This is a genomic window from Streptomyces sp. NPDC058864, assembly GCF_042742985.1.
Taxonomy (GTDB): domain Bacteria; phylum Actinomycetota; class Actinomycetes; order Streptomycetales; family Streptomycetaceae; genus Actinacidiphila.
In genome coordinates this window covers 67,319-86,906 of the sequence record NZ_JBHYMQ010000021.1, presented here as the reverse complement: position 1 = coordinate 86,906, position 19,588 = coordinate 67,319, and the positions used below count along the sequence as shown (strand labels likewise).

The 19,588-nt window shown below is 73.3% G+C and carries 19 protein-coding genes; 12 read left to right on the top strand and 7 right to left on the bottom strand.

Going from position 1 to position 19,588, the window contains the following annotated elements; genetic code table 11:
- Positions 1-8 precede the first annotated feature (8 nt).
- A complete protein-coding gene (locus tag ACFW3D_RS18640) occupies positions 9-416 on the bottom strand; it encodes a type II toxin-antitoxin system VapC family toxin (RefSeq protein ID WP_500505241.1) in 408 nt (135 codons plus the stop codon).
- Complete coding sequence (locus ACFW3D_RS18635) at positions 413-691, bottom strand: type II toxin-antitoxin system Phd/YefM family antitoxin (protein WP_500505240.1); 279 nt, start codon at positions 689-691, stop codon at positions 413-415. The genes ACFW3D_RS18640 and ACFW3D_RS18635 overlap by 4 nt, the downstream gene beginning before the upstream one ends.
- 118 nt (positions 692-809) lie before the next feature.
- Between ACFW3D_RS18635 and ACFW3D_RS18630 the strand changes: the two genes are divergently transcribed.
- The 3 genes from ACFW3D_RS18630 to nudC are packed head-to-tail and all read left to right on the top strand — an operon-like array spanning position 810 to position 6,667.
- Positions 810-4,271: an ATP-dependent helicase gene (locus tag ACFW3D_RS18630; RefSeq protein ID WP_500505239.1), complete on the top strand. Its 3,462-nt coding sequence runs from the start codon at positions 810-812 to the stop codon at positions 4,269-4,271.
- A gap of 10 nt (positions 4,272-4,281) precedes the next feature.
- Positions 4,282-5,670: a dipeptidase gene (locus ACFW3D_RS18625; RefSeq protein ID WP_500505238.1), complete on the top strand. Its 1,389-nt coding sequence runs from the start codon at positions 4,282-4,284 to the stop codon at positions 5,668-5,670.
- A 43-nt stretch (positions 5,671-5,713) separates the two neighbouring features.
- The gene (nudC, locus tag ACFW3D_RS18620; protein WP_500505237.1) at positions 5,714-6,667 is read left to right on the top strand and encodes an NAD(+) diphosphatase; all 954 of its coding nucleotides are present in this window, start codon (positions 5,714-5,716) and stop codon (positions 6,665-6,667) included.
- 62 nt (positions 6,668-6,729) lie between these two features.
- Here nudC and ACFW3D_RS18615 read toward each other — a convergent pair whose 3' ends face one another.
- Positions 6,730-6,987: a mycoredoxin gene (locus ACFW3D_RS18615; protein ID WP_500505236.1), complete on the bottom strand. Its 258-nt coding sequence runs from the start codon at positions 6,985-6,987 to the stop codon at positions 6,730-6,732.
- 154 nt (positions 6,988-7,141) lie between these two features.
- On the opposite strand from ACFW3D_RS18615, the gene ACFW3D_RS18610 reads away from it, so the two are divergent.
- The 5 genes from ACFW3D_RS18610 to ACFW3D_RS18590 all read left to right on the top strand — a co-directional run bounded on the left by ACFW3D_RS18610 (position 7,142) and on the right by ACFW3D_RS18590 (position 10,896).
- Complete coding sequence (locus ACFW3D_RS18610; RefSeq protein ID WP_500505235.1) at positions 7,142-9,364, top strand: ATP-dependent DNA helicase UvrD2; 2,223 nt, start codon at positions 7,142-7,144, stop codon at positions 9,362-9,364.
- Between the two features lie 164 nt (positions 9,365-9,528).
- On the top strand, positions 9,529-9,807 hold the full coding sequence (locus tag ACFW3D_RS18605) for a hypothetical protein (protein ID WP_500505274.1): 279 nt from the start codon (positions 9,529-9,531) through the stop codon (positions 9,805-9,807).
- 105 nt (positions 9,808-9,912) lie between these two features.
- Positions 9,913-10,314, top strand: a complete 402-nt coding sequence (locus ACFW3D_RS18600; protein ID WP_500505234.1) for a WhiB family transcriptional regulator — start codon at positions 9,913-9,915, stop codon at positions 10,312-10,314.
- Positions 10,311-10,622 (top strand): putative WhiB-interacting protein, encoded by a 312-nt coding sequence (locus tag ACFW3D_RS18595; protein ID WP_500505233.1) that lies wholly within the window; start codon positions 10,311-10,313, stop codon positions 10,620-10,622. Before ACFW3D_RS18600 ends, ACFW3D_RS18595 begins: the two co-directional genes overlap by 4 nt.
- 73 nt (positions 10,623-10,695) lie before the next feature.
- On the top strand, positions 10,696-10,896 hold the full coding sequence (locus tag ACFW3D_RS18590; RefSeq protein ID WP_326572546.1) for a hypothetical protein: 201 nt from the start codon (positions 10,696-10,698) through the stop codon (positions 10,894-10,896).
- Positions 10,897-10,912: 16 nt separating this feature from the next.
- On the opposite strand, the gene ACFW3D_RS18585 is transcribed toward ACFW3D_RS18590, so the two are convergent.
- Both ACFW3D_RS18585 and ACFW3D_RS18580 read right to left on the bottom strand, forming a co-directional pair.
- A complete protein-coding gene (locus ACFW3D_RS18585) occupies positions 10,913-12,283 on the bottom strand; it encodes an ABC1 kinase family protein (RefSeq protein ID WP_500505232.1) in 1,371 nt (456 codons plus the stop codon).
- A 70-nt stretch (positions 12,284-12,353) separates the two neighbouring features.
- A complete protein-coding gene (locus ACFW3D_RS18580) occupies positions 12,354-13,475 on the bottom strand; it encodes a TOMM precursor leader peptide-binding protein (RefSeq protein ID WP_500505231.1) in 1,122 nt (373 codons plus the stop codon).
- Between the two features lie 216 nt (positions 13,476-13,691).
- Between ACFW3D_RS18580 and ACFW3D_RS18575 the strand changes: the two genes are divergently transcribed.
- From ACFW3D_RS18575 to ACFW3D_RS18560, 4 genes are all read left to right on the top strand, one after another.
- On the top strand, positions 13,692-14,267 hold the full coding sequence (locus tag ACFW3D_RS18575; protein ID WP_500505230.1) for a M48 metallopeptidase family protein: 576 nt from the start codon (positions 13,692-13,694) through the stop codon (positions 14,265-14,267).
- Positions 14,268-14,354: 87 nt separating this feature from the next.
- Positions 14,355-16,022 (top strand): TerD family protein, encoded by a 1,668-nt coding sequence (locus ACFW3D_RS18570; protein WP_500505229.1) that lies wholly within the window; start codon positions 14,355-14,357, stop codon positions 16,020-16,022.
- 13 nt (positions 16,023-16,035) lie between these two features.
- On the top strand, positions 16,036-16,719 hold the full coding sequence (locus ACFW3D_RS18565) for an AIM24 family protein (protein ID WP_499606907.1): 684 nt from the start codon (positions 16,036-16,038) through the stop codon (positions 16,717-16,719).
- Positions 16,720-16,735: 16 nt separating this feature from the next.
- Entirely contained in the window at positions 16,736-17,497 is a 762-nt protein-coding gene (locus ACFW3D_RS18560) for an AIM24 family protein (RefSeq protein ID WP_500505227.1), read from the top strand.
- Between the two features lie 33 nt (positions 17,498-17,530).
- Here the strand turns inward: ACFW3D_RS18560 and ACFW3D_RS18555 are convergent, their stop codons facing one another.
- Together ACFW3D_RS18555 and ACFW3D_RS18550 are read right to left on the bottom strand one after the other, a co-directional pair.
- Positions 17,531-18,058 (bottom strand): NUDIX hydrolase, encoded by a 528-nt coding sequence (locus tag ACFW3D_RS18555; RefSeq protein WP_500505226.1) that lies wholly within the window; start codon positions 18,056-18,058, stop codon positions 17,531-17,533.
- On the bottom strand, positions 18,055-19,503 hold the full coding sequence (locus tag ACFW3D_RS18550; RefSeq protein ID WP_500505224.1) for a zinc-dependent metalloprotease: 1,449 nt from the start codon (positions 19,501-19,503) through the stop codon (positions 18,055-18,057). The genes ACFW3D_RS18555 and ACFW3D_RS18550 overlap by 4 nt, the downstream gene beginning before the upstream one ends.
- Between the last annotated feature and the right edge of the window lie 85 nt (positions 19,504-19,588).

Genomic DNA, 19,588 nt, shown 5'->3' with positions numbered 1-19,588 from the left:
CGGGCCTCTCAGCCGCCCGGAGCCTCGGCACGCAGCCCGAGGTCCTGTGCGGCCTTCAGCAGGCGCCGGTCGTACGTGACGAACACGAGCGGATCCGCGCCCGCCTGGCCGGCCAGGAGCTGCGCCGTCGCCAGGTGGATCGAGTCGGGTGAGCGGAGCAGCGGATCGCCGTACGCGGAGGCCGTGGCGCGGACGGTCGCGTCGATCTCGAACCGGTAGAGCCGGGTGATCACACCGGGGACGCCGGCGAGTGCCTGCGGGGCCGATCGGCGCAGGGCACGTGGCACCTCCACCTCGACGAGCGACGACGACACCAGAGGCTCGTCAGGGCGGTCGTTCAGCCAGGCGATCAGCTCCCGTGTGCCCTGCTCCCGGCGGACCATCTTCACGATCGCCGCCGAGTCCAGGTAGATCACCAGCGCTCCTCCTCGCGCATGGCGGCGAGTGCGGCCGCCGTGTCGACCTCCGGGTCGCCGAGCACGGGCGGTACCGGGACCGGCCCTGAGGACGCGGGCGGGGTGGCGCGTCCCTCGGCGACCATCCGGTCCAGTACGGACTGACTGCCCGAGACGGGCACGAGACGGGCAACCGGGGTTCCGCTCACGGTCACCTCCAGGGTTTCGCCCTGCTGGACGCGCGCGAGCACGGCACTGGTGTTCTGGTTCAGCTCGCGTACCGGGATGCGCTCCATGCTTTCAACGTAGAACGCGATGTTCTACATCGGTAGGGCGGAATGCGCCCGTACGGGTGACAGCAGGCGGACCGGGCGGGGGCGCCCGGTGTCGGTGGTGCCCGATAACCTCCCCTTCGTGTCCGCCCTCATCACCGGTCCCGAGCAGCTCAAGGAGCTGCTGGGCATCCCGTTCACCCCGGAGCAGCTGGCGTGCATCACGGCGCCGCTCGCCCCGCAGGTGATCGTGGCCGGCGCCGGGTCGGGGAAGACGACGGTCATGGCGGCCCGCGTGGTGTGGCTGGTCGGCACCGGGCAGGTCGCGCCCGAGCAGGTGCTGGGCCTGACGTTCACCAACAAGGCCGCCGGGGAGCTCTCGGAGCGCGTGCGCAAGGCGCTGGTCCGGGCCGGGGTCACCGACCCGGATCCGGCGGACCCCGACCACGCGCCGGGCGAGCCGCAGATCTCCACGTACCACGCCTTCGCCGGACAGCTGCTGAAGGAGCACGGGCTGCGCATCGGGCTGGAGCCGACCGCACGGCTGCTCGCCGACGCGACGCGCTACCAGCTGGCGGCACGCGTCCTGCGGGCCGCGCCCGGTCCCTTCCCGGCGCTCACCAAGGGCATCCCGACCCTGGTCAGCGATCTGCTGGCGCTGGAGGGCGAGCTGGCGGAGCACCTGGTGCCGCCCGAGCGGCTGCTCGCCCACGACCGGGAGTGGCTCTCCGCCCTCGACGGCGTCCGGCTCACCAACGCGGACCTGCGCAGGCTCCCCGACACCGCGCGCGCCCGCATCGACCTGACCGGGCTCGCCGCCGCGTACCGCGCCGAGAAGAAGCAGCGCGACCTGCTCGACTTCGGCGACCAGATCGCCCTGTCGGCGACCCTGGCCCGTACCCGCCCCGAGGTCGGCCGCATCCTGCGCGAGCAGTACGCCGTGGTGCTGCTCGACGAGTACCAGGACACCTCCGTCGCCCAGGGCCTGCTGCTCTCCGCCCTGTTCGGCGACGGCACGGGCCATCCGGTGACCGCGGTGGGAGACCCCTGCCAGGCCATCTACGGCTGGCGCGGCGCCTCGGTGGCCAACCTCGACGACTTCCCGCTGCACTTCGCGCACGCCGACGGGACGCCCGCCCGGCGCCAGTCCCTGTCGGAGAACCGGCGCAGCGGCGGCCGGCTGCTCGACCTCGCCAACGACCTCGCCGCCGAGCTGCGCGAGCGCCACGAGGGCGTCGAGGCCCTGCGGCCCGCGCCCGGCGCCGAACGGGACGGCGTCGTGCGCTGCGCGCTGCTGCCCACCCAGGAGGAGGAGATCGCCTGGATCGCCGACTCCATCGCGCACCTGGTCCGCACGGGCACCGCGCCCGGCGAGATCGCCGTGCTCTGCCGGGCCGCCGGGCACTTCGCCGACATCCACGCGGCGCTGGTGGCCCGCGACGTGCCGGTCGAGGTGGTCGGCCTGTCCGGGCTGCTGCACCTGCCCGAGGTCGCCGACCTCGTCGCCGTCTGCGACGTGCTGCAGGACCCGACGGCCAACGCCGCCCTCGTCCGGCTGCTCACCGGGCCGCGCTGGCGGATCGGGCCGCGCGACCTGGCGCTGCTCGGACGGCGGGCGCGGTTGCTGGTGCCGGGCCGCGGCGACACCGCGGACCGGCTGGCCGCGGCGGTGGCGGGCGTCGACCCGGCCGAGGTGATCTCGCTCGCCGACGCCCTGGAGACCTTCGTCGACGGCGAGCCCGCGGACCGCCTGCCGTTCTCGGCCGAGGCGCGGGTGCGCTTCGCGCGCCTGGCCACCGAGATACGCGAGCTGCGCCGCTCCCTCGCCGACCCGCTGATGGACGTCCTGCACCGGGTGCTCGCCGTCACCGGTCTGGAGGTCGAGCTCTCCGCGTCCCCGCACGCGCTGGCCGCCCGCCGCCGGGAGACCCTGCACGCCTTCCTGGACATCGCGGCCGGCTTCGCCTCCCTGGACGGCGAGGCCACGCTGCTGGCCTTCCTCGGCTTCCTGCGCACCGCGGCGCAGTACGAGAAGGGCCTGGACAGCTCGCTGCCCGGCGGCGAGAACACGGTGAAGGTGCTCACGGCGCACAAGTCCAAGGGCCTGGAGTGGGACGTCGTCGCCGTCCCCGGGCTGGTCCGCAAGGGGTTCCCGAGCGAGCGGGGCCGCGAGCTGTGGCACTTCAACGCCAAGGTGCTGCCGCACGCGCTGCGCGGTGACACCGCCACCCTCCCCGACGTGGAGGAGTGGTCCCGGGCGGGCCTGGCCGCCTTCAAGGCGGCCATGGCCGAGCACAACCGGGTCGAGGAGCTCCGGCTCGGCTACGTCACCTTCACCCGGCCGCGCTCCCTGCTGCTCGGCTCCGGCCACTGGTGGGGGCCCAGCCAGAAGCGGCCCTTCGGCCCGTCCGCCTTCCTGGAGGCCCTGCGCGCGCACTGCGAGGCCGGTCACGGCGAGGTCGAGCACTGGGCCGAGGAGCCCGCGCCCGACGCCGGCAACCCGGCCCTCACCCGTACGGGCGAGACGCCGTGGCCGCTGCCCCTGGACGAGGCCGCCCTGGCCCGCCGCCGCGAGGCGGCGCGCAACGTGCTGGCCCATCTGCTCGCCCCGGTCGCGCCCCCGGCGGCCGGCCCGGCCGACCCCGACTGGCCGCCGCCCCCCGAGGACGAGGAGGAGCCGCCGCCGTACGACGAATACGACGACGGCGCGTACGGCGACCCGTACGAGGACGCCTACGGGGACGACGCCCACGGCGGGTACGGCGAGCCGTACGAAGGTCCCTACGGCGAGGACGGGCCCGCGGACCGGCCCGTCATCCCCGGGCAGCCCGGCCCGTCCGCGCCCGGGTACCGGGGCGCGGACGGGCCGCTGCTCCCCGAGGAGGCCCGCGCCGTCGCGTCCTGGGACCGGGACCTCGACGCCCTCACGGAGGAGCTGCTCCGCTCCCGCGCGGCCGTCCGCGACGTCCCGCTGCCCACCACGCTCAGCGCCTCCGCGCTGCTGCGGCTGGCCGCCGACCCCGACGGCTTCGCCCGCGAGCTGGCCCGCCCGATGCCCCGCCCGCCGCAGCCCGCGGCCCGGCGCGGCACCCGCTTCCACGCCTGGGTGGAGTCCCGCTTCGAGGAGCTGCCGCTGATCACCCCGGAGGAGCTGCCCGGCATCGAGGGAGACGACGAGATCGCCGACGAACGCGACCTCGCCGCGCTCAAGGAGGCCTTCCTGCGGACCCCGTACGCCGAGCGCACCCCCTACCGCGTCGAGGCGCCGTTCCAGATCGGCCTCGCCGGAAGGGTGATCCGCGGCCGGATCGACGCGGTGTACCGGGAGGGTGACGGCTACGAGATCGTCGACTGGAAGACCGGGCGGTCCGGCACCGCCGACCCGCTGCAGCTCGCCGTCTACCGGCTCGCCTGGGCCGAGCAGCGCGGAGTGCCGTTGTCACAGGTCAGGGCTGCTTTTCTGCACGTCCGAACCGGGGAGCTGAGCCGGCCGGGGCCGCTGCCCGGCCGTGCCGCGCTGGAACGCCTTCTGCTGGGCGAGCCGGACCCCGGGCCGGGGGCCGCGCCCGGTGCCGACGCCGGGGGTTCCGGCGTCGCCCGATAGGCTCAATGCCATGAGCACCACCCCGGACAGCGTCGTCCGCACGTACGTCGAAGCCCATCGCGAGGCCTTCCTCGGCGACCTCGCCGAGTGGCTGCGCATCCCCTCGGTCTCGGCCGATCCGGAGCGTGCCGCCGACGTACGGCGCAGCGCGGAGTGGCTGGCGGCGAAGCTGAAGGAGACCGGCTTCCCGGTGGCCGAGGTGTGGGAGACCCCGGGTGCCCCCGCGGTCTTCGCCGAGTGGCCCTCCGACACCGCGGACGCGCCGACGGTGCTGGTCTACGGCCACCACGACGTGCAGCCCGCCGCCCTCGGGGACGGCTGGGACGGCGACCCCTTCGAGCCGCGGATCCACGCCGGCCGGATGTACGGACGGGGCGCGGCCGACGACAAGGGGCAGGTGTTCTTCCACACACTCGGCGTCCGCGCCCACCTGGCCGCCACCGGCCGCACCGCTCCCGCGGTGAACCTGAAGCTGCTGATCGAGGGCGAGGAGGAGTCCGGCTCCCCGCACTTCACCGACCTCGTGCGCGCCCACGCCGGGCGGCTGGCCTGCGACACCGTGATCGTCTCGGACACCGGCATGTGGGACGAGGACACCCCCACCGTCTGCACCGGCATGCGCGGCCTGGCCGACTGCCAGATCGATCTGTACGGCCCCGACCAGGACATCCACTCCGGTTCCTTCGGCGGCGCCGTCCCCAACCCGGCGACCGAGGCGGCCCGGCTCGCCGCGGCGCTGCACGACGCGGACGGCCGCGTGGCGGTCCCCGGCTTCTACGACGGCGTCGTCGAGCTCTCCGACCACGAGCGCGAGCTGTTCGCGCGGCTGCCCTTCGACGAGGAGCGCTGGCTGCGCACCGCCAGGTCGCACGCGACGAGCGGCGAGGCCGGCTACTCCACCCTGGAGCGGGTCTGGGCCCGGCCGACCGCCGAGGTGAACGGCATCGGCGGCGGTTACCAGGGCCCCGGCGGCAAGACGATCGTGCCGTCCTCGGCACAGCTGAAGCTGTCCTTCCGGCTGGTGGCCGGGCAGGACACCGACCGGGTGCAGCGGCTGGTCACCGACTGGGTCGCCGCCCGCGTCCCGGCCGGCATCCGGCACGAGATCACCTTCTGGGGAGCCACCCGCCCCTGCCTGACCCCGCTGGACCACCCCGCGCTGCGCGCGGTGACCCGGGCGATGGGCCGGGCCTTCGGCAAGGAGGTCCTGTTCACCCGCGAGGGGGGCTCGGGCCCGGCGGCCGACCTGCAGGACGTGCTCGATGTCCCCGTCCTGTTCCTGGGAATTTCCGTGCCGTCCGACGGTTGGCACTCGGTGAACGAGAAGGTGGAACTCGACCTTCTGCTCAAGGGCGCGGAGACGTCCGCGTACCTCTGGAGCGAGTTCAGGACTCTGTGAGCATCCGCATCCATCCGCGAGCTACGGGGAGTTGACAGCAATCTTGTCCGATACGTCCGGAACCGGCACCACCTTCGACCCGACCGCCTTCCCGCCGCCCCTCGCCCGCCCGTCGGGCGTGGACCGCGCCTCCGAGCACCGGCTCGACGAGGCGTGGCTGGCGGCCGCCTGGAGCCACCCGACGACGAGGGTGTTCGTGGTCTCCGGGGGGCAGGTCCTGGTCGAGGACACCCCGGACGGCCGCACCGAGCTGGTCATGATGCCGAGCTTCGAGGCGCCCGAGAGCGAGGTGCACCGCTACTTCCTCGGCGTCGACGAGGAGGGGGTGCGCTACTTCGCGCTGCAGAAGGACTCGCTGCCGGGACGCCTGGACGAGGCGGCCCGCCCGGCCGGGCTCCGGGAGGTCGGCGCCCTGCTGTCGGACCGCGACGCGGGGCTCATGGTGCACGCGGTCGCGCTGGAGAACTGGCAGCGCATGCACCGCTTCTGCTCGCGCTGCGGCGAGCGCACCGTGGTGGCGGCCGCGGGCCACATCCGCCGCTGCCCGGCCTGCGGCGCGGAGCACTACCCGCGCACCGACCCCGCGGTGATCATGCTGGTGACCGACAAGGAGGACCGGGCGCTGCTGGGCCGCCAGGCGCACTGGCCGGAGGGGCGCTTCTCGACGCTCGCGGGCTTCGTCGAGCCGGGGGAGTCCATCGAGCAGGCCGTGGTGCGCGAGGTCGCCGAGGAGGCCGGGGTCGCCGTCGGCGAGGTGTCGTACGTCTCGAGCCAGCCCTGGCCGTTCCCCTCCAGCCTGATGCTGGGCTTCATGGCGCGCGCCACGTCCGCGGAGATCACCGTGGACGGCGAGGAACTGCACGAGGCGCGCTGGTTCTCCCGCGAGGAGTACCGCAAGGCGATGGAGACCGGCGAGGTGCTGCCGCCGTACGGGATCTCCATCGCGGCGCGGCTGATCGAGCGTTGGTACGGGATGCCGCTGCCGACCCGCCGCTGAGGACGGGCGACGGCGCCCGTCCGGCCCGGCCGTGCCTGCAGCGCGGCCGGGCCGGATCGTCCTCAGCCCGCGAGGGCCTGCTTGACCTGGGCCAGGCTGGGGTTGCTCAGCGCGACGGCCTCGGCGCCGCTCTTGGGGGACACCAGGAGCGTCGGGACGAGCTGGTTGCCGCCGTTGACGCTCTCGACGAACTTCGCCGAGTCCGGGTCGTGCTCGATGTTGACCTCCGTGTAGGCGATGCCCTCACGGTCCAGCTGACCCTTCAGGCGGCGGCAGTATCCGCACCACGTGGTGCTGTACATCGTCACAGTGCCGGACATCGGTGTTCGCTCCTTCAAGGCTGGGGATGACGTCGATCCCGAGAACGCTAACCCCTCGCCGCGGCATTCCTTGCAATCGTTCGCGGTACGACCATCTCACCTCAGCTGTGGATAACTTTCCCGGCCTTCTCCCGGGACCTGGCAGCATGGCGGGGTGACTGCACCAACCCACACCCCGCTCTTCCCGGACTTCCCCGCCGTCCCGGACTCGGCGGACGCCGTGCTCGCCGGGCTCGACCCCGAGCAGCGCGCGGTCGCCACCGCCCTGCACGGCCCGGTGTGCGTGCTGGCGGGAGCCGGCACGGGCAAGACGCGCGCGATCACCCACCGGATCGCGTACGGGGTGCGGGCCGGGATACTGCAGCCGGCCAGTGTGCTCGCGGTCACCTTCACCGCCCGTGCGGCCGGGGAGATGCGCGGGCGGCTGCGGCAGCTCGGCGCGGGCGGTGTGCAGGCGCGCACCTTCCACTCCGCTGCGCTGCGCCAGCTCCAGTACTTCTGGCCGCGGGCCGTCGGCGGCGAGATGCCGCGGCTGCTCGAGCGCAAGATCCAGCTCGTCGCGGAGGCCGGGGCCCGCTCCCGCATCCGGCTGGACCGCAACGAGCTGCGCGACGTCACGGCCGAGGTCGAGTGGGCCAAGGTCACCCAGACCGCTCCCGAGGACTATCCGGCGGCCGCCGCCAAGGCCGCGCGGGACGTGCCGCGCGACCCCGCCGAGATCGCCCGGGTCTACACGACGTACGAGCAGCTCAAGCGCGACCGAGGGGTCATCGACTTCGAGGACGTGCTGCTGCTCACCGTCGGCGTCCTGGAGGACCGGCCGGACGTCGCCGACGCCGTCCGCTCCCAGTACCAGCACTTCGTCGTCGACGAGTACCAGGACGTCAGCCCGCTGCAGCAGCGTCTGCTGGACCTGTGGCTCGGCGGCCGGGACAGCGTCTGCGTCGTCGGTGACGCCTCGCAGACCATCTACTCCTTCACCGGCGCCACCCCGGAGTTCCTGCTCGGGTTCCGCAGCCGGCACCCGCAGGCCACGGTGGTGAAGCTGGTCCGCGACTACCGCTCCACCCCCCAGGTGGTGCACCTGGCCAACGGGCTGCTGTCCCAGGCCAGGGGCCAGGCCGCCCAGCACCGCCTGGAGCTGGTCTCGCAGCGCGAGGCCGGCCCCGAACCGGTCTACACCGAGTACGCGGACGAGCCCGCCGAGGCCGAGGGCACCGCCCGGCGGATCCGCGAGCTGATCGACGACGGCGTGCGGCCCAGCGAGATCGCCGTGCTGTACCGGGTGAACGCCCAGTCCGAGGTCTACGAGCAGGCGCTCGCCGACGCCGGCGTCCCGTACCAGCTGCGCGGCGCCGAGCGCTTCTTCGAGCGTCCCGAGGTCCGCGAGGCCGGGATGCTGCTGCGCGGTGCCGCGCGGGCGGGCGGCGGCTCCGACCCGGGACTGGACGACGCGGACCTGCCCGCCCACGTGCGGGCGGTGCTCAGCACCCGCGGCTGGTCCACCGAGCCCCCGGCCGGATCGGGCGCGGTCCGCGACCGCTGGGAGTCGCTGGCCGCCCTGGTGCGGCTGGCCGAGGACTTCTCCCGGGCCCGTCCGGAGGCCACGCTCGCGGACTTCGTCGCCGAGCTCGACGAGCGCGCCGGCGCCCAGCACGCCCCGACCGTCGAGGGCGTCACCCTGGCCTCGCTGCACGCCGCCAAGGGCCTGGAGTGGGACGCGGTGTTCCTGGTCGGCCTGACCGAGGGCACGATGCCGATCACCTACGCCAAGACCGACGAGCAGGTCGAGGAGGAGCGCCGGCTGCTCTACGTCGGCGTCACCCGCGCCCGGTTCCACCTCGCCCTGTCGTGGGCGCTGTCCCGCTCCCCGGGCGGCCGCGGCGGCAGGCGGCCCTCGCGCTTCCTGGACGGGCTGCGGCCGGGTTCGGCGGCCCGGGGCAGGACGGGCGGCCGTTCGGCCGCCACGGGCGGCGTGGAGCGCGGCTCGGGCGGCAGGAAGCGGCGCGGGCCGGTGCAGTGCCGGGTGTGCGGCCGCACCCTGTCCGACGCGGGCGAGATCAAGCTGATGCGCTGTGAGGACTGCCCCTCCGACATGGACGAGGCGCTGTACGAGCGGCTGCGCGAGTGGCGGGTGGAGCAGGCGAAGGCACTGGGCCAGCCGGCCTACTGCGTCTTCACCGACAAGACGCTGCTGGCGATCGCCGAGGTGCGGCCCACCAGCGAGGGTGAATTGTCCGTCATCTCCGGGGTCGGGGCCCGCAAACTGGACAAGTTCGGCGCCGACGTGCTCGCCCTGTGCACGGGGCGCGAGCCCGGTGGCGAGGCCGGTGACGAAGCCGTTGGGGAAGCTGCTGAAGAAGAGCCCGGAAAATAGTTTGCGCGCCCCGAGGAAATCCCCATAGCCTGCGTGAGCGCGAACGACGCGGCTCTGTGAAGGACCTTCCCGGAGCGGTGGAATCCGTGATGTACTGACCCAGCACCACCTGTCAGACCAGCCCGACGAGACGCCGAGAGGAGGCGAGTCCAGTGACCAGCTACATGACGAAAATGACCGATCGTCCGGTCGCCGCCGCCTGCTCCCTCGATGCCTCGCTCCTTGGCACCGGTCTGTCCAGCCGCCTGTCCGGCGGTCTGCCCACCACCGTTCTCTCCATCCGGGAGCGCGGCGGCGAGCGACCGACGCAGGCGCCGGCGGTGGCAGTGATGGCTGAGGCTCAGGCCTATGCCTTTGCGGCGACCAATGGTGCCGGAATCCAGAAGCAGCAGCACCCGAAGTGGGCCTTCCGCGGGCTCGAACCCTGGAGTGATCCAGCCTGATCGACGATCAGGTCGGCGCCTTCAGGGCCGCGGAATCCCAGACCGGGATCCGCGGCCCTTCTGTTTTCCCCACCCCCCGACAAACAGATGAGGAACGAAGCGATCGTGCATCTCAGCCCGCACGCACCGTCCGTACCCGCCCCCGTACGCCCGCCCGTCACCCACCACCGCGCCGGTGACGAGGCGCTCCGCGCCGCTCCGCCTGACCCTGACCCGGAGGTCCCCTTGCTGCCCCTCACCGAGCTCGACGACGAGATCGACCGCCTCGGCGTCCCCGTCCCGTGCCGGACCTTCGACCCGGAGGTCTTCTTCGCCGAGTCCCCGGCCGACGTCGAGTACGCCAAGTCGCTGTGCCAGACCTGCCCCGTCCGCGAGGCCTGCCTCGCCGGTGCGAAGGACCGCCGTGAGCCCTGGGGTGTCTGGGGTGGCGAGCTCTTCGTCCAGGGCGTCGTGGTGCCGCGCAAGCGGCCCCGTGGCCGTCCGCGCAAGAACGCGGTTGTGGCATGAAGCGCCCAGCCGTCGGAACGATCGACCGTCCCCTCACGCACGACCCCAAGAAGCAGGCCCCGATGAGCCCGTCCGCCACCGAACGCCCCGCCCCGCCCTCCGACGCTCCCGCTGAGCGTCAGAACAGGAACCTCGAAATGCAACTCATGCCAGAAGCCCTGGCCCGTGCCCATATGCAAGAGCGCCTCTACGAGGCCGAGCACGAACGGATGGCCCTCCGCGTGCTCAACGCCCGCCGCCTGCAGCGCCGCGCCGAGCGCGCCTCGCTCCGCGCCCGCCGGGCGCTGGCGATGGCCGTGATGCAGTAGCGCTCACACATCGGCAACGACACACAACCGCGGGGCCGGTCGAAAACGACCGGCCCCGCGATATCGTCACGAAGTGGACCAGAAGACTCAATTCGAACGGGTCGGGACTGCTCCCACGACGACGACATGCGCCCGGTGCGGGGCCGTCGCCGAGGGACTCCCCCTCACCTGGACCTGCTCCGTCGAGAACGGCAGCCGCGTGTACTTCTGCGACGACTGCGCCCGCACCAACATCCGCAGCATCGAGGGCCGGCTGGACTCCTCCTGGTGGTAGGGCCGGCCCGGCCGCCCTAGGCCGAGGCGTCCTCGGTCTCGGGCAGCGGGGCAAGGTCCTCCCCGGAGAAGCCGGGCAGCCACTCGAGCAGCTCGTCCCGCAGCCTGACCGTGGCCGCCAGCTGGCACAGCACCCCGATGGTGCTGAGCGTCACCCGGTGGATGAGCAGGTACGAGGGCGGCAGGTTGAGCTGCTTGCCCAGCTGGTGCGCCGGTGAGCGCGGGTCGGCGATCCGCGCCGCCTGCGCGCGCATCCAGCCGCGCGCGAAGGTGAACTCGTCCACCGCCGCCGGTTCGATGATCGGCCGCAGGTAGTCCAGCACGGCGTCGGGGTCGAGTGCGATCGTCGGCTTGACGAAGCCCTCCTGACTGAGCATCGAGTGCACCGAATCCGCGTCGTCGGCCAGTGCCAGGCGCAGCGCCGTCCCTATCGGCAGCGGCAGGCCCTCCGGGAGACGGTCCACCGTGCCGAAGTCCAGCACGCCCAGCCGCCAGCCCTGCGCCGGGCCGTCGTCGACCAGCAGCCGGAAGTTCCCCGGGTGCGGATCGGCGTGCAGCAGACCGGTGCGGGCCGGGCCGGCGAAGAGGAAGTGCGCCAGCAGCTGACCCGCGCGGTCGCGCATCTCCGCCGTGCCCCCCGAGATCACCTCCGCCAGCGGCACCCCGTCCATCCACTCCGTGACCAGCACCTGGTCCGTGCGGTGCACCACGTCCGGCACCACCACGTCCGGGTCGTCGGCGAACTCGACCGCGTGGGCGTGCTGGGCCTGGGCCTCCAGCTCGTAGTCCAGCTCCTCCGAGACCCGGTCGCGCAGCTCGGAGATCAGCGGCTTGATGTCCATGCCCGGGATGAGCGGCCCGAACAGCCGTGCCACCCGGCCGAGTTGGTTGAGGTCGGACAGCAAGGCGTCCCCCGCGCCGGGGTACTGGACCTTCACCGCGACCTTGCGGCCGTCGTGCCACACGGCCCGGTGCACCTGCCCGATCGAGGCGGCTGCCGCCGGCTGGTCCTCGAACTCGGTGAAGTACTCGCGCCAGTCCTCGCCGAGGCGCTCGGCCAGTACGGCGTGCACGGTGCGGGCGGGCATCGGCGGTGCCGCGTCCTGCAGCTTGGTGAGGGCGGCCCGGTAGGGGCCCGCGACCTCCTCCGGCAGGGCCGCCTCGAAGACCGACAGGGCCTGCCCGAACTTCATGGCACCACCCTTCAGCTCGCCGAGGACCTTGAAGAGCTGTTCGGCCGTCCGCTCCTGCAGCTCGGTGGCGACCTCTTCCGCGGGGCGCCCGCCGAGCCGCTTGCCCAGCCCCAGCGTCGCCCGCCCGGCGAATCCCAGTGGGAGCGCCGCCAACTTGGCGGTACGGGTCACCGCTTTGCGCGGAAGATCAGACATGCGCCCCCTCTTTCCGATCGGTCACGTCGTCATTGTCCCCCGCCCCTCCCGGACCATGGCACCGGCGGTGTCACAAACCTCCGGCGTCGTTGGTCACCCCGGCACCCGCGGTGTCCGCACCGCACCCGCACCTGCGGTCGCCCGGCACCGGCCGTACCTCCGTCGTCAGCCGGGCGAGGCCCATCTCGACACGTCCGCCGCAGCTCGGCGGCCGCCCGCCGTCGACGAAGGCCAGGGCGTGCGCCGCGGCGAGCCCGGCGACCATGGTGGCCAGCGCGACGTCGCAGGCGGGGACCCCGCCCCGGCCGGACCGCAGCTGCGCCAGCACCCTCGGCCAGGCGGCGTCGGCGTCCGCCATCCGCAGCCCCAGGCATCCCGCGCACCCCGTGCTCCCCGGCATCACCAGCGGGCCCACCACCCCCCGGCCTTCCAGCACCCCCGCGTAGAGATGGGGGATCCCGGCGGCCATCAGCGGCTCGGCCTCCTGCGCGTCGGGGGCGTAGGCGGCCAGGCCGTCGCGCGGCGCGACCACCACCAGCGACAGTCCGGGCTCCGGCGCCGCGGACGGCCCGCGGCGGCCCACCGCCGCCGCCCGCGGATCGGGCGCCGCCCTGCGCACCAGACCACGTGCCGCCGCGTCCCGGCGCTCACCGATGTGCTCGGCCGGGATGCCGCCCGGTGCGGTGTCCCAGGGCTCGACCCGGCCGCTGTCTCGCACGTCGACCCGGCCGACCCCCGCCGCGGACAGGACCGCCGCGACCGTCGCGCCGACCCGGCCCGCCCCGGCCACCCGTACGCGGGCGGCCCGCCGCCGGCCCATCCGGTCCGCCGCACCGCCGGGGTCGGCGTGCACCACCGACAGGGCCGCGAGGTCGGGGCGGAGCCGGTCCAGCGCGGCAGAGTGGTGCCGTATCGTCTCGGAGAGCTCGGCGTGCGCCGTCGCGTCGTCGAGCACACCGCCCTCGGCCAGCAGCCCGAGCAGCCGCCGGGCCTGCGGGGGCCGCAGCCCCAGCGACTCGGCCTCGCGGGCGAGCGGACCGAGCCCGCGCGTGCCGTCGAGCAGGTCGAGGAAGGCGGCGGCCGCGCCGTCCACCGGGTCCAGGACCACCGCGTGCGCCGGGTCGACGCCGAATTGCAGGCTTTCGCGGCTGCGCCAACTGCGGCGCATCGCCGGCTTGAGCATGGGACGCATCGCCACCCCCGTGGGCAGAGTTCCCGATCGAGAGACCGTTCCGATTCCGTACCGGACCAGCATGCCCGTAATCCGCGGATCGACCGTGAAAGTTATCCACAGGTGCAGCAAATGATCATTCGATATGACCGGCACTCGGCATCTTCCCGCCTTCCTTTTCCACCGGGCGCGACCGGGGGCGGGACTTCCCGGACCAGGTGCGGGTAACGTCGGGGCGTGTCCGCCGACCCCGCCCAGAGCCTTTCCGGCCAGCCCCCGCGCGCCCTCCGGACCAGCGCGGTCGAAGTACGCCGAAGCGCCCGCCGACGCCGGACGGTCTCGGCGTACCGTGAGGGCGACGTCACCGTGGTCCTCATCCCCGCCCGGATGTCCGCCGCCGAGGAGAAGCGCTGGGTGACGGTCATGCTCGACAAGCTCGCCGCCCAGGAGAGCCGCCGCCGGCTCGGCGACGACGAGCTGGCCGCCCGCGCCGCTCAGCTGTCCGAGCAGTACCTCGGCGGCCGTGCGATACCGCGGACCGTGCGCTGGGTCACCAACCAGAACTCCCGCTGGGGCTCGTGCACACCGGCCGAGGGCAGCATCCGCCTGTCCCACCGGCTCCAGGGCATGCCCGAGTACGTCGTCGACTACGTCCTCCTCCACGAACTCGCCCACCTCCTGGTGCCCGGCCACGGGCCGGACTTCTGGAAGCTGCTGGAGTCCTACCCGCGCACCGAACGCGCGCGCGGGTACCTGGAGGGCGTCGTCGCCGCGGCCCGGTTGCCGCACCCGCCCACGGCACGCGAGGAATAACGGGGGAATAGCCCCTGTCACGGCCAGCGGTTAGCCTGGCGCAACGCAACAAGTACGTACGTACGGATGGGGGGACGGTCCTTAGCGATGGCCAGGGAATTCCAGCGCGGCCACAAGGCCAAGATCAGTGACCTGACCGCAGGGACGGATCTGTACATCGGCGTGCAGATCAGCGGGCCCGGTCTCGGCTTCGACATCAGCTGCTTCGGGCTCGACGCCGGGGAACAGCTCTCCGACGACCGCTACTTCATCTTCTACAACCAGCCCAAGTCGCCCGAGGAGGCGATCCAGCAGCTGGGGGCGCAGGCAGGGGACACCGAGTCCTTCCGGGTGACGCTGGACCGGATCCCCGCGCAGATCCAGAAGCTGAGCTTCACCGCGACGATCGACGGCGCCGGGCAGATGTCGCAGATCGGTCCGGGCTACGTCAGGATCGTCGCCGGGGGCGAGGAGGTCGCCCGCTACGCCTTCACGGGTGCCGAGTTCAGCACCGAGCGGGCGGTCATGCTCGCCGACTTCTACCTCAAGGACGTCTGGCGCTTCGCCGCCGTCGGCCAGGGCTTCGACGGCGGGCTGGACGCCCTGCTGAAGAACTTCGGCGGCGAGGTCGCCGAGGAGCAGCAGGCCGCGCCCCAGCAGCCCGCCGCGGCACCGGGCTTCGCGCCCCCGGCGGGCCCCGCGCCCGGCTTCGCGCCTCCGGCGGCCTCCGCGCCGCCCGCCCCGCCGCAGCCCGCACCCGCCTTCGGCGCTCCGCCCGCTCCGGCACCGGCCCCGGCGCCCGTGCACGCGGCCCCCACCATGGTGGCGCCGATGACCACGCCGCCGCCCCAGGCCCCGCCGCAGGCGCCCCCCGGCCAGCCGCCGTTCGGCCAGGTTCCGCCGCCGCAGGCGCCCCCGGGCCAGGTCCCCGGCCAGATGCCGGGTCAGCCGCCCTTCGGTCAGCCCCCGTACGGCCAGCCCGCGCCGGGCCAGGCGCCGTACGGCCAGCCCGTCCCCGGTCCGCCGATGCCCGGTCAGGGCATGCCCGGCCAGCCCGCCTTCGGCCAGCCGCCGCAGGCCCCGCACGCCGGCCAGGTTCCGCAGACCCCGGGCGCCGGCCTGGCGGCCGCCATGCAGAAGTACCGCGAGCTGCCCACCGGCCAGCGCTGGACCCAGCAGAACCCGAAGCTGATGCGCGCCGACCTCGCCCAGGCCGGCGGTCAGCCCGTGCTCGCCCGTCAGGGCAGCATGGTGCTGTACCAGGGCAAGGTCGAATTCGGCTACAAGGGAGCCGGGTTCACCGGCCGCATCGTCGGCAACATGACCGGTCAGGAAATGCAGCTGATGCGCTGCACCGGCCGCGGCCAGGTCTTCTTCGCCGAGGACGCGTCGTACCTGCACCCCATCGAGCTCCAGGGCGACGCCATCTGCGTCTCCGCCGAGAACGTGCTCGCCTTCGACGAGTCGCTGCAGCACGAGGTCCGCCGTATCGAGGGCCACGGCATCCCCGGTGGTGCCCTGTTCACCATGCAGTTCCAGGGCACGGGCACGGTGGTGGTCAAGACCCACGGCACCCCGGTGGTGCTGCCGGTCACCCCGACGACCTACGCCGACAGCAACGCGATCGTCGCCTGGTCGGCGGCCTCGCAGGTGGTGCTCTCCAGCCAGGTGCGGCTGCGCAGGAACGCCTATCCGGGACACAGCGGGGAGACCGTGAACCTGCAGTTCCGGGGCGCTCCGGGCAACTTCATCATCGTCCAGCCGTACGAGGTCTGAGGGGGAGCCCGTCATGGACCAGTCACTGATCTCCGGGTACGCCCCGGCACCGGTCACCGCCCGCATGGAGAACCACGGCAGCAGCATGCTGAAGGTGGCCATGCAGAGCGGCCAGGACCTGTACGCGCGCACCGGTTCGATGGTCGCCTACGAGGGCTTCGTCCAGTACGAGCCCAACCCGCCCGCCGTCCGCCAGATGGCCTCGCAGTGGCTCACCGGCGAGGGCGCACCGATCATGAAGTGCTCGGGGGACGGACTGCTGTACCTCGCGGACTACGGTGCCGACGTCGTCTGCGTCTACCTCAACAACGAGGCGCTGTCGGTCAACGGCAGCAATCTGCTCGCCTTCGACGCCCACCTCCAGTGGGGCGTGGAGCGGGTGAAGGGCCTGGCCAAGTTCGCCGGCCAGGGTCTGTTCAACGTCGGGATCTCGGGGACCGGCTGGGTGGCCGTCACCTCGCGCGGCACCCCGGTCGTGGTCGACTGCGGCCGCGGCGAGGACGAGACCTACGTCGACCCGGACGCGCTGGTGGCCTGGTCGAGCGGGCTGAAGACGAAGGCGAAGCGCAGCTTCAAGGCGTCCGCCCTCATCGGGCGCGGCAGCGGCGAGGCCTTCCAGATCGGCTTCTCCGGTCAGGGCTTCGTCGTCGTTCAGCCCAGTGAGGACAGCACCGACCGCCTCCGAGTCCGGGGCTGAGGGGGAGCGAGACATCATGCAGAGCCCGCTTTTCGGCTACACCGAGGTCCAGACCGAGGACCAGTACGCACTCCAGAACCCGTACCTGCTGCGGGTCAAACTCGACGACCGCACCGACTGCCTGGCCCGCAAGGGCGCCATGGTCGCGTACCAGGGCCTGATCGAGTTCGACGGCGAGTACCAGAGCCACGCCCAGCGCTCCGCCCGCCACCGTACCGGTGAGGGCCTGGACCTGATGCGCTGCTCCGGGCAGGGCACGGTCTTCCTGGCCAACCTCGCCCAGCACATCCACGTCGTCGACGTGGACCAGGAGGGCCTGACGGTGGACGGCGCCTATGTGCTGGCGCTCGACTCCGGGCTGCACTGGGAGGTCATCTCCGTCGACAGCCAGTTCGGCGTCTCCGGCAGCGGCGCCTACAACCTCAACATCTCCGGGCACGGCAAGGTCGCGCTGATGACCTCGGGCAAGCCGCTGCTCATGCCGGTCACGCCGGACAAGTACGTCTCCGCCGACTCCGACGCGGTCGTCGCCTGGTCGTCCTCGCTGCGGGTGCAGATGCAGGCGCAGACCAGTTCCTCGGGCGTCTGGCGGCGGCGCGGCAACACCGGCGAGGGCTGGGAGCTCAACTTCCTCGGCCAGGGCTACGTCCTGGTGCAGCCCAGCGAGCTGATGCCGCCGCAGAACGCCCAGCTCGGCGGGGGCGTCGCCGCGCAGTACGGATTCGGCCAGCAGGGCGCGCACGGCATGAACCAGGGCAACATCTTCAGCAACCGGTGAGTGCCCACCGCGGGTCCCGCCCCGCGCGCCGCCTCAGAGCAGCGCGCGGGTGCGGGCCAGCAGCGTCCGGACGGAACCGTCCGCGACGTCGGCGACCTCGTCGTAGGAAAACCACTTGAGGTCCAGCGACTCCTCGCTGATCTGCTCCACCGCGCCGGGCGGGGCCACGGCCGCGTACTGCACGTCCAGGTGCCAGGCGCACGGCGTCAGGTGCCGGTCGAGGTTGACCGGCCCGGGACGCAGCAGGGTGAGCCCGCGGATGCCCGACTCCTCCACGCCCTCGCGCAGCGCGGCCGCGGCCAGCGAGGTGTCCTCCGGCTCGCAGTGACCGCCCATCTGCAGCCACATCCCGAGCTTCTTGTGCAGGGTCAGCAGCACCCGCCCGCGCTCCGGGTCCACCACCAGGGCGCTGCCCGTGATGTGCCCCTCGGCGCAGGCCTTCCACACGCCGTCCGGGTGCGCCTCCAGGTGGGCCAGGTAGGTCTCCCGGAGCCGCTCCTGGCCCGTGTCGGGCGCGGACCAGTCCTTCAGGACGCGCACGGCGTCGTCGTGCAGGCTCACTTCGCGTCGTCGTCCTTGCCCTCGTCGGTGCCGTCGTGCTCGCCGTCGCTCTTGTCGTCCCCGTGGCCCGCACCGGCCCCGGCCTCGCCGAGCATCTTCTCGAGCTCGGAGAAGTCCAGCTGCTCGCGGTGCACGAAGCCGTCGGGGTCGTCCAGGTCCCCGGCGGTGGGCAGCATGTCGGGGTGGGCCCACAGCCCGTCGCGCCCGTCGACGCCGCGCGCGTCGGTGAGCGACGCCCACAGGCGGGAGGCGTCCCGCAGCCGGCGGGGCCGCAGCTCCAGGCCGATCAGCGTGGCGAAGGTCTGCTCCGCGGGGCCGCCGGTCGCCCGGCGGCGGCGCAGCGTCTCGCGCAGCGCCCCGGCCGACGGCAGGTGCGGGGCGGCGGCCGCGTGCACGACCGCGTCCACCCAGCCCTCGACGAGGGCGAGGGCCGTCTCCAGACGGGCCAGCGCCGCCTTCTGCGCCGGGGTGTCCTCGGGCTGGAACATGCCCTGCTGCAGGGCGTCCTGCAGCGCCTCCGGGTTCGACGGGTCGAGCTGGCCGACCGCGTCCTCCAGCTTCGAGGTGTCCACCTTGATACCGCGGGCGTACCCCTCGACGGCGCCGAACAGGTGTGCCCGCAGCCACGGCACGTGGGCGAACAGCCGCTGGTGCGCCGCCTCGCGCAGCGCCAGGTAGAGCCGGACCTCGTCCTGCGGAACGCTCAGGCCCCGGCCGAAGGTCTCCACGTTGGCGGGGAGCAGCGCCGCCTTGCCGGCCGGGCCGAGCGGCAGGCCGATGTCGGTCGAGCCCACGACCTCACCGGCGAGCGTGCCCAGCGCCTGCCCGATCTGGGTGCCGAACATGGCGCCGCCCATGGAGCGCATCATGCCCAGCAGCGGGCCGGCCATGGCCTGCATCTCCTCGGGCAGCACGTCGCCCATCGCCGTGCCGACGCGCTCGGCGACCGGGTCGACCAGTTCCTTCCACACCGGAAGGGTCGCCTCGACCCATTCGGCGCGGCTCCACGCCACGGCCGAGCCGGCGCCGGAGGGCATCGACGTCACCCCGTCGAGCCACAGGTCGGCCAGCCGCAGCGCCTCCTGGACCTTCGCCCGGTCCGCGGTCCCCACGCTGACGTCCTTCGAGCCCTCCGGGGTGCCCTGGGCCACCGTCTGCCGCGCGATGTCCTTGGCCATGTCCCAGTTCACCGGGCCGCCCTCGTACGAGAGCATCTGCCCCAGCTGCTGGAAGGCCGCGCCCAGGTCGCCGGGGTTCAGCGAACCGAACATCGCGGCGAACGGGTTGTCCCCGCCCGGGCCGCCGCCGAAGGGATTCTGGCCGCCGAAACCGAAGGGACCGGCCGGTCCCCGGGAGCTGTCGCCGGAGCCGCCCGGCTTCTTGCCGTCGTCCCCTTCCTCGGGCTCCTCGGGAGGGACTCCGAATCCGAATGGGATGTCGCTCACGGTTTCCTCGGCTCTGTGTGTTGTGGGCTGTACCTCCAGCCTAGACACCCGTCAGGCAGGATGGCTGCGTACGGACCGCGGTTGC

Excerpts from the sequence above, each read along its gene's own strand:
- ACFW3D_RS18635 (WP_500505240.1), bottom strand. The coding sequence starts at position 691 with ATGGAGCGCATCCCGGTACGCGAGCTGAACCAGAACACCAGTGCCGTG.
- ACFW3D_RS18625 (WP_500505238.1), top strand. The coding sequence starts at position 4,282 with ATGAGCACCACCCCGGACAGCGTCGTCCGCACGTACGTCGAAGCCCAT.
- ACFW3D_RS18615 (WP_500505236.1), bottom strand. The coding sequence starts at position 6,987 with ATGTCCGGCACTGTGACGATGTACAGCACCACGTGGTGCGGATACTGC.
- ACFW3D_RS18605 (WP_500505274.1), top strand. The coding sequence starts at position 9,529 with ATGACGAAAATGACCGATCGTCCGGTCGCCGCCGCCTGCTCCCTCGAT.
- ACFW3D_RS18595 (WP_500505233.1), top strand. The coding sequence starts at position 10,311 with ATGAAGCGCCCAGCCGTCGGAACGATCGACCGTCCCCTCACGCACGAC.
- ACFW3D_RS18585 (WP_500505232.1), bottom strand. The coding sequence starts at position 12,283 with ATGTCTGATCTTCCGCGCAAAGCGGTGACCCGTACCGCCAAGTTGGCG.
- ACFW3D_RS18580 (WP_500505231.1), bottom strand. The coding sequence starts at position 13,475 with ATGCGTCCCATGCTCAAGCCGGCGATGCGCCGCAGTTGGCGCAGCCGC.
- ACFW3D_RS18570 (WP_500505229.1), top strand. The coding sequence starts at position 14,355 with ATGGCCAGGGAATTCCAGCGCGGCCACAAGGCCAAGATCAGTGACCTG.
- ACFW3D_RS18565 (WP_499606907.1), top strand. The coding sequence starts at position 16,036 with ATGGACCAGTCACTGATCTCCGGGTACGCCCCGGCACCGGTCACCGCC.
- ACFW3D_RS18560 (WP_500505227.1), top strand. The coding sequence starts at position 16,736 with ATGCAGAGCCCGCTTTTCGGCTACACCGAGGTCCAGACCGAGGACCAG.